Source organism: Enterobacter sp. 50793107 (assembly GCF_001463365.1).
Lineage (GTDB): Bacteria > Pseudomonadota > Gammaproteobacteria > Enterobacterales > Enterobacteriaceae > Enterobacter > Enterobacter cloacae.
Genome location: NZ_LNII01000107.1, coordinates 1 through 7209, shown reverse-complemented (window position 1 = coordinate 7209; position 7209 = coordinate 1). Strand labels below are relative to the sequence as shown.

The 7209-nt window shown below is 55.7% G+C and carries 7 protein-coding genes and 1 pseudogene; 5 read left to right on the top strand and 3 right to left on the bottom strand.

Annotation, left to right across the window (positions count from 1 at the left end):
- Window positions 1-137: 137 nt before the first annotated feature.
- Window positions 138-470, top strand: a pseudogene (locus APU11_RS14885) (cytoplasmic protein); the annotation flags it as partial.
- Between the two features lie 43 nt (window positions 471-513).
- Here APU11_RS14885 and exbD read toward each other — a convergent pair.
- Together exbD and exbB are read right to left on the bottom strand one after the other, a co-directional pair.
- Window positions 514-939, bottom strand: a complete 426-nt coding sequence (gene exbD / locus APU11_RS14880) for a TonB system transport protein ExbD (RefSeq protein ID WP_048971479.1) — start codon at window positions 937-939, stop codon at window positions 514-516.
- Window positions 940-945: 6 nt separating this feature from the next.
- Window positions 946-1677, bottom strand: coding sequence for a tol-pal system-associated acyl-CoA thioesterase (gene exbB / locus APU11_RS14875; protein ID WP_013098712.1), 732 nt, complete (start codon window positions 1675-1677; stop codon window positions 946-948).
- Window positions 1678-1928: 251 nt separating this feature from the next.
- Between exbB and metC the strand changes: the two genes are divergently transcribed.
- Both metC and yghB read left to right on the top strand, forming a co-directional pair.
- Complete coding sequence (gene metC / locus APU11_RS14870; RefSeq protein ID WP_048971481.1) at window positions 1929-3116, top strand: cystathionine beta-lyase; 1188 nt, start codon at window positions 1929-1931, stop codon at window positions 3114-3116.
- Window positions 3117-3258: 142 nt separating this feature from the next.
- A complete protein-coding gene (gene yghB / locus APU11_RS14865) occupies window positions 3259-3918 on the top strand; it encodes a DedA family general envelope maintenance protein YghB (RefSeq protein ID WP_014833270.1) in 660 nt (219 codons plus the stop codon).
- 45 nt (window positions 3919-3963) lie between these two features.
- Here the strand turns inward: yghB and APU11_RS14860 are convergent, their stop codons facing one another.
- A complete protein-coding gene (locus APU11_RS14860; protein WP_023619917.1) occupies window positions 3964-4863 on the bottom strand; it encodes an AraC family transcriptional regulator in 900 nt (299 codons plus the stop codon).
- 195 nt (window positions 4864-5058) lie between these two features.
- Here APU11_RS14860 and yqhD point away from each other — a divergent pair, with 195 nt between their 5' ends.
- On the top strand, window positions 5059-6222 hold the full coding sequence (yqhD, locus tag APU11_RS14855) for an alcohol dehydrogenase (protein ID WP_058650719.1): 1164 nt from the start codon (window positions 5059-5061) through the stop codon (window positions 6220-6222).
- Window positions 6223-6327: 105 nt separating this feature from the next.
- Window positions 6328-7155, top strand: a complete 828-nt coding sequence (gene dkgA, locus APU11_RS14850) for a 2,5-didehydrogluconate reductase DkgA (protein WP_023619916.1) — start codon at window positions 6328-6330, stop codon at window positions 7153-7155.
- Window positions 7156-7209 lie beyond the last annotated feature (54 nt).

Below are 7209 nucleotides of genomic sequence, written 5' to 3'. Positions count from 1 at the left end.
CTTGGCTGACTTGGTCGTGCTGTGGGTTGCGTTGTGCTGTGTGATTGATGTGATGTTTTTGTTTCGTAGGTACGGGGGGCCGGGATACGATATTGCGTCTATTGGTCGGCAGCTGAAGATGGGTATAAGGGACAGGGCGTATTACCCAGGATCTGGTTTCCATTCCGGCGACGCTGGTGCGCCTGAAATGGCAGAACCGCCGCGAGATTTATCCCTTACAGGTCAAGGAAGAGATTTACGGCGCCGTGATGAATGCCATCATCGAACAACGGCCCGAGCTGAAAGAGAAGCTTCTAGGGCGTCTGGAGGCCAATTATCAGTATCTGCTGGCCAGAGAAACCGCGACCCTGCGCCTGACGCGCAAACTGTCCGACGGCGAGTATCGTACCTCAAACATCACCAGCATCGCGCTTGACGAGGACGCGCTGGCAACCCTCTCTCCCGCGTCGACGGATAACAAAAAAGAATAACCCGACAGGCATAAAAAAAAGCCGGCTTTCGCCAGCTTCTTCGTTATTTCGCGGCCGCTTTCTCTTCGCCGACCAGCCCAATCTTCAGATAACCCGCCTGATGCAGTGTATCCATGACCTTCATCATGGTCTCGTAATCAACGGTTTTATCCGCACGGAAGAAGACCGTCGTGTCTTTCTTACCGCCAGTGAGCTGATCCAGCGCCGGGATGACAGAGTCAGCCGTCACCGGGTCGTTGCCGAGGAACATCGATTTATCTGCTTTCACCGACAGATAGATGGGCTTTTCCGGGCGCGGCTGCGGCTGGCTGGACGAGGCCGGCAGGTTTACCTTCACGTCGACCGTCGCCAGCGGCGCAGCAACCATGAAGATAATCAGCAGAACCAGCATAACGTCGATAAACGGCGTCACGTTGATTTCATGCATTTCGCCGTTATCGTCCATATTTTCATTAAGACGCATTGCCATAATTCATTAACCTACGCGCAGTTTGGACGCCGCGTGCACCGGTTTAGCGGCACTGGCATTCAGATCAAGATCGCGGCTTTGCAGCAGCAGAACCTGCGCGGCGACATCACCGAGAGTGGCTTTATAGCTGCCAATCATGCGCGCGAAGACGTTATAGATAACCACCGCAGGGATCGCCGCAACCAGACCGATAGCGGTCGCCAGCAGCGCTTCGGCGATACCCGGTGCAACTACCGCCAGGTTCGTCGTTTGGGTTTGCGCAATCCCGATAAAGCTGTTCATGATGCCCCAGACCGTACCGAACAGCCCCACGAACGGCGAGATGGCCCCGATGGTCGCCAGATATCCATTGCCCCGGCCCATATGACGGCCCACGGCGGCGACGCGACGCTCCAGACGGAAGCCGGTACGTTCTTTAATACCTTCGTTATCTTCACTGCCTGCGGAGAGTTCCAGCTCGTTTTGCGCTTCGTTAACTAACAGGGTGGTCAGGCTTTTCGCGTGGAAGGATGAGGTCATGTCAGACGCCTGATCGAGAGAGCGGGCTTCAGCCAGCTGCTGTTGCTCACGCTTGAGGCGGCGCTTCTGAGAAATCAGCTCGGCGCTCTTGCCAAAGAAGATAGCCCACGTGATCACGGACGCCAGAATCAGGCCGATCATCACAATCTTAACCACGATGTCAGCATGATGATACATGCCCCAAACGGAGAGATCCGTCTGCATCAAATTATTACCCACTCTGTATCTCCAGGACGCAAATCACAAAATCTGAACGTAATAATATCAAAACATCGTCGAATTGATAGTCGTTCTCATTACTATTTACATAGTGCCGCAATTTTCGCTCATATTCCTTGCGCTTACGCAGTAAAAATTTCTTATGCGGTTTTTTGCTAATATTTTCTGCTTATTCGATAAGCATCCGGGTGCAGATTTTCACATTCGTGGTAGTCTGGACGTCCAGACGTATAAAAACAGGGTTAGCGAACATGACCAAGAAGCATCTTGATACCACGCTGGTACAGGCCGGGCGCAGCAAGAAATATACTCAGGGTTCGGTGAACAGCGTGATCCAACGGGCCTCCTCGCTGGTGTTTGATACCGTAGAGGACAAAAAAATCGCCACGCGTAACCGCGCCAAAGGCGGGCTGTTTTACGGACGTCGTGGCACGCTAACCCACTTCTCACTGCAGGAAGCCATGTGCGAGCTGGAAGGCGGCGCAGGCTGCGCGCTGTTTCCGTGCGGTGCGGCGGCAGTCGCCAACACCATTCTCGCGTTCGTGGAACAGGGCGACCATATTCTGATGACCAACACCGCCTATGAACCGAGTCAGGATTTCTGCACCAAAATCCTCTCCCGATTCGGCGTAACCACGGGCTGGTTCGATCCGCTGATTGGCGAAGGCATCGCAGAGCTTATTCAGCCCAACACGCGCATTGTGTTCCTGGAATCTCCGGGTTCGATCACCATGGAAGTACACGACGTGCCGGCCATTGTGAAAGCCGTGCGCAGCAAAGCGCCAGAGGCGATTATCATGATCGACAACACCTGGGCGGCGGGCGTGCTGTTTAAAGCGCTGGAATTCGACATTGATATCTCCATTCAGGCGGCGACCAAATATCTGATTGGCCACTCAGACGGGATGATCGGCACGGCCGTTTCTAACGCCCGCTGCTGGGATCAACTGCGGGAAAATGCCTACCTGATGGGGCAGATGGTCGATGCCGATACCGCCTACATGACCAGCCGAGGCATCCGCACGCTGGGGGTGCGCCTGCGTCAGCATCACGAAAGCAGCCTGAAGATAGCTGAGTGGCTGGAGCAGCACCCGCAGGTTGAGCGCGTCAACCATCCGGCACTGCCGGGCAGTAAAGGGCATGAATTCTGGCAACGAGACTTTACGGGCAGCAGCGGTTTGTTCTCATTCGTTCTAAAAAAACGGCTGAATAATGACGAGCTGGCAAGCTATCTGGATAATTTTACCCTCTTCAGCATGGCCTACTCCTGGGGCGGGTTTGAATCCCTGATCCTGCCAAATCAGCCGGAGCAGATTGCGGCCCTGCGCCCTGGCGGTGAAGTGGACTTCAGCGGCACCCTGATTCGCCTGCATATCGGTTTAGAAAACGCGGACGATTTAATTGCCGATTTAGCAGCAGGGTTTGCGCGTATCGTGTAGAGTGCTGGCAAACATGTACTCCATGGATGCTTTTGTGGACACCGCCACCAGAAAAGTCTGCATTAGTTGCGCCCGCGATCAACCCAATCGGGCAAATAAGGGAGTACAATAGTGCTATATCTGTTGTTCCACAGGAAAGTCCATGGCTGTTATTCAAGATATTATCGCGGCGCTCTGGCAACACGACTTCGCCGCACTGACCGATCCTCACGTTGTAGGTATCGTCTATTTCGTGATGTTCGCGACCCTGTTTCTGGAAAATGGATTACTGCCAGCCTCATTTTTACCCGGTGACAGCCTCCTTTTGCTTGCGGGGGCGTTAATCGGTAAAGGTGTCATGGACTTCACGCCGACCATGGTGATCCTCACCTCCGCGGCAAGCCTGGGCTGCTGGCTGAGCTATCTGCAGGGCCGCTGGCTCGGCAACACGCGCGTCGTGAAGGGCTGGCTGGCGCAACTACCGCATAAATACCATCAGCGTGCGACCTGCATGTTTGACAGGCATGGCCTGCTGGCCTTGCTGGCCGGGCGTTTTCTGGCCTTTGTTCGCACCCTGCTGCCCACCATGGCAGGCATTTCCGGCCTGTCGAACCGCCGCTTCCAGTTCTTCAACTGGCTGAGCGCGTTGTTATGGGTGGGTGTCGTTACCACTCTCGGCTACGCGCTGAACATGATCCCGTTTGTGAAGCACCATGAAGACCAGGTAATGACCTTCCTGATGGTGCTGCCGATGTTCCTGCTGGTGGCTGGACTGGTGGGAACGATTGCGGTGGTGATTAAGAAGAAGTACTGCAGTGCATAAATAAAAGCCGGGTGGCGCTATCGCTTACCCGGCCTACGTTTGCCGTCAGACTCCCTGCATGGTTCGGATGCGTGACGCATCCTCTCCCGGCGTGACGCCGAAGTAGCGCTTAAACTCCCGACTAAACTGCGACGCACTCTCATACCCGACCCGCATCGCCGCCGCGCTGGCCTTCATGCCGTCGTGGATCATCAGCATCCGCGCCTTATGCAGCCGGTAGGTTTTGAGGTATTGCAGCGGCGAGGTGCTGGTCACCGACTTAAAGTTGTGGTGAAACGCCGAGACGCTCATGTTCGCTTCCGCCGCCAGCTGGTCAACGCTGAGGTTTTCCGTGTACTGGCTTTCGATGCGCTTGAGTACGCGGCTTATCAGGCTGAAGTGGGTCTGCCGACTGACCAGCGCCAGTAGTGCCCCGCCACCCGGCCCCAGCAGCACATGATAGAGAATTTCGCGGATGATTTGCTTACCCAGAATACGCGCATCCAGCGGTCTCTCCATCACGTCCAGCAGACGCTCAATGGCACAGAGGATCTCCTCTGACAGCGTGGCTGAGTTAATGCCGCTCGCCGCCATCGACGGCTGGAAAAGCTCGTCTTCGCCAATGTCCATCAGCAGCTCCTGAAGCTGAAGAATATCGACATTTACGCGGATCCCCGCCAGCGGTACCTCCTCTGTCGCGAAGGTTTCACATTCGAAGGGTAAAGGTACTGTCAGCAGCAGATATTCATTGGTGTCATAACGGAACACGCGTTCATTGATATAACCAATTTTATGGCCGGAAAAGAGAAAAACGATGCCCGGCTGATACATCACCGGCGTCCGCGTTCCCGGCTGCGTCCCGTAGAGCAGGCGAATATCCGGCAGCAGTTCGCCTGGGTTATTTTGCTTATCAATCAGTCTTTTAATCTGCGAAGTGAGCTGAAGACAGATGGCTTCACGGTTCATTTAGCGTTACTCCGGGTACGGTTTGCGACCCTCACAGTCTGCGCATTTTCCTGACGTTTCTCCAGTGCTCTGTAGAAATGGGCAAGACATCGGCAGGAATGTGCATTGAGAGGATATCCCCGGGCAGCCACAATGTGCAGCATCAGGTAGCCATCCGCGCCGCCACGATTTTTCACCCACGATAGGGAACGAGCCATGAATAATTTTAATCTCCATACCCCAACCCGCATCCTGTTTGGTAAAGGCGCTATCGCCGATCTGCGTGCACAGATCCCCGCTGACGCCCGCGTGCTGATCACCTACGGTGGCGGCAGCGTGAAAAAAACCGGCGTGCTGGATCAGGTTTACAGCGCACTGGAAGGTCTGGACGTGCGCGAGTTTGGCGGTATCGAGCCAAACCCTTCTTATGAAACGCTGATGAACGCGGTGAAAATCGCCCGCGAAGAAAACATCACCTTCCTGCTGGCTGTCGGCGGGGGTTCCGTGCTGGACGGCACGAAGTTCATCGCCGCGGCAGCACACTACGCCGACGGTATCGACCCATGGCATATCCTGGAAACCCGCGGCAGCGACATTAAAAGCGCGATCCCGATGGGCTCCGTGCTGACCCTGCCAGCTACCGGTTCTGAATCCAACAAAGGCGCGGTGATCTCCCGTAAAACCACCGGAGACAAACAGGCCTTTATGAACGAGCACGTTCAGCCCGTATTCGCGATCCTCGATCCGGTGTACACCTACACCCTGCCCGCGCGTCAGGTCGCGAACGGCGTGGTCGACGCCTTTGTTCACACCGTTGAGCAGTACGTGACTTATCCGGTGGATGCCAAAATTCAGGATCGTTTTGCGGAAGGCATTCTGCTGACGCTGGTCGAAGAGGGTCCGAAGGCGCTGAAAGAGCCAGAAAACTACGACGTGCGTGCCAATGTGATGTGGGCTGCAACGCAGGCGCTGAACGGCCTGATTGGCGCAGGCGTGCCGCAGGACTGGGCAACCCACATGCTGGGCCATGAACTGACGGCGATGCACGGTCTGGATCACGCCCAGACGCTGGCGGTGGTTCTGCCGGCCCTGTGGAACGAAAAACGTGATACCAAACGTGCCAAACTGCTGCAGTACGCGGAACGCGTCTGGAACATCACCGAAGGTTCTGACGACGCGCGTATCGATGCGGCAATCGAAGCGACCCGCAACTTCTTTGAAAGCCTGGGCGTGCCGACGCGTCTGTCCGGCTATGGTCTGGATGGCAGCTCTATCCCTGCCCTGCTGGCTAAACTTGAAGAACACGGCATGACTAAGCTGGGCGAACACGGCGACATTACGCTGGACGTTAGCCGTCGTATCTACGAGGCGGCGCGCTAAGCGTTTTTGGCATCCTGCCTTTCGTTTTTTGACATTTCGTCCAGACTTAATGCACACCCCATCGCCGGAGTCCCCCTCCGGCGATGCGCACCTGAAGGAGGAAAAATGGCAAACCAAACCGTAATCAAGCTGCAGGACGGCAACGTGATGCCCCAGTTGGGGCTAGGTGTATGGAAAGCCGGTAACGACGAGGTCGTCTCCGCCATTCATAAAGCACTGGAAGTCGGCTATCGGTCCATTGATACCGCCGCCGCCTACAAAAACGAGGACGGCGTGGGGAAAGCACTGGCCAGCGCCGGTATGCCCCGCGACGACCTTTTTATCACCACCAAACTGTGGAACGACGACCAAAAGCGCCCACGCGAAGCCCTGCAGGAGAGCCTGGAGAAACTCCAGCTCGATTTCGTCGATCTGTATCTGATGCACTGGCCGGTTCCGGCTATCGACCATTATGTTGATGCCTGGAAAGGGATGATTGAACTGCAAAAAGAGGGGCTGGTGAAAAGCATCGGCGTCTGTAACTTCCAGGTTCATCACCTGCAGCGTCTGATTGACGAAACGGGCGTTGTACCGGTGATTAATCAGATTGAACTGCACCCGCTGATGCAGCAGCGCCAGCTTCACGCCTGGAACGCTACTCACAAAATCCAGACCGAATCCTGGAGCCCGCTGGCTCAGGGCGGTGAAGGGGTGTTCGACCAGAAAATTATCCGCGATCTGGCGGATAAATATGGCAAAACCCCGGCGCAGATTGTCATTCGCTGGCACCTGGACAACGGCCTGGTGGTGATCCCGAAATCGGTCACGCCATCGCGCATCGCCGAGAACTTCGACGTCTGGGATTTCCGCCTGGATAAAGATGAGCTGGGCGAGATTGCGAAACTGGATCAGGGCAAGCGTTTAGGGCCCGATCCGGATCAGTTTGGCGGGTAGTAAAAAGCCGGGTGGCGGCTGCGCCTTACCCGGCCTACGATCTGAGTTGTAGGC

Bases quoted from the DNA above. Each gene is read 5' to 3' on its own strand.
- exbD (WP_048971479.1), bottom strand. From the start codon at position 939: ATGGCAATGCGTCTTAATGAAAATATGGACGATAACGGCGAAATGCAT.
- metC (WP_048971481.1), top strand. From the start codon at position 1,929: ATGACCAAGAAGCATCTTGATACCACGCTGGTACAGGCCGGGCGCAGC.
- yghB (WP_014833270.1), top strand. From the start codon at position 3,259: ATGGCTGTTATTCAAGATATTATCGCGGCGCTCTGGCAACACGACTTC.
- APU11_RS14860 (WP_023619917.1), bottom strand. From the start codon at position 4,863: ATGAACCGTGAAGCCATCTGTCTTCAGCTCACTTCGCAGATTAAAAGA.
- yqhD (WP_058650719.1), top strand. From the start codon at position 5,059: ATGAATAATTTTAATCTCCATACCCCAACCCGCATCCTGTTTGGTAAA.
- dkgA (WP_023619916.1), top strand. From the start codon at position 6,328: ATGGCAAACCAAACCGTAATCAAGCTGCAGGACGGCAACGTGATGCCC.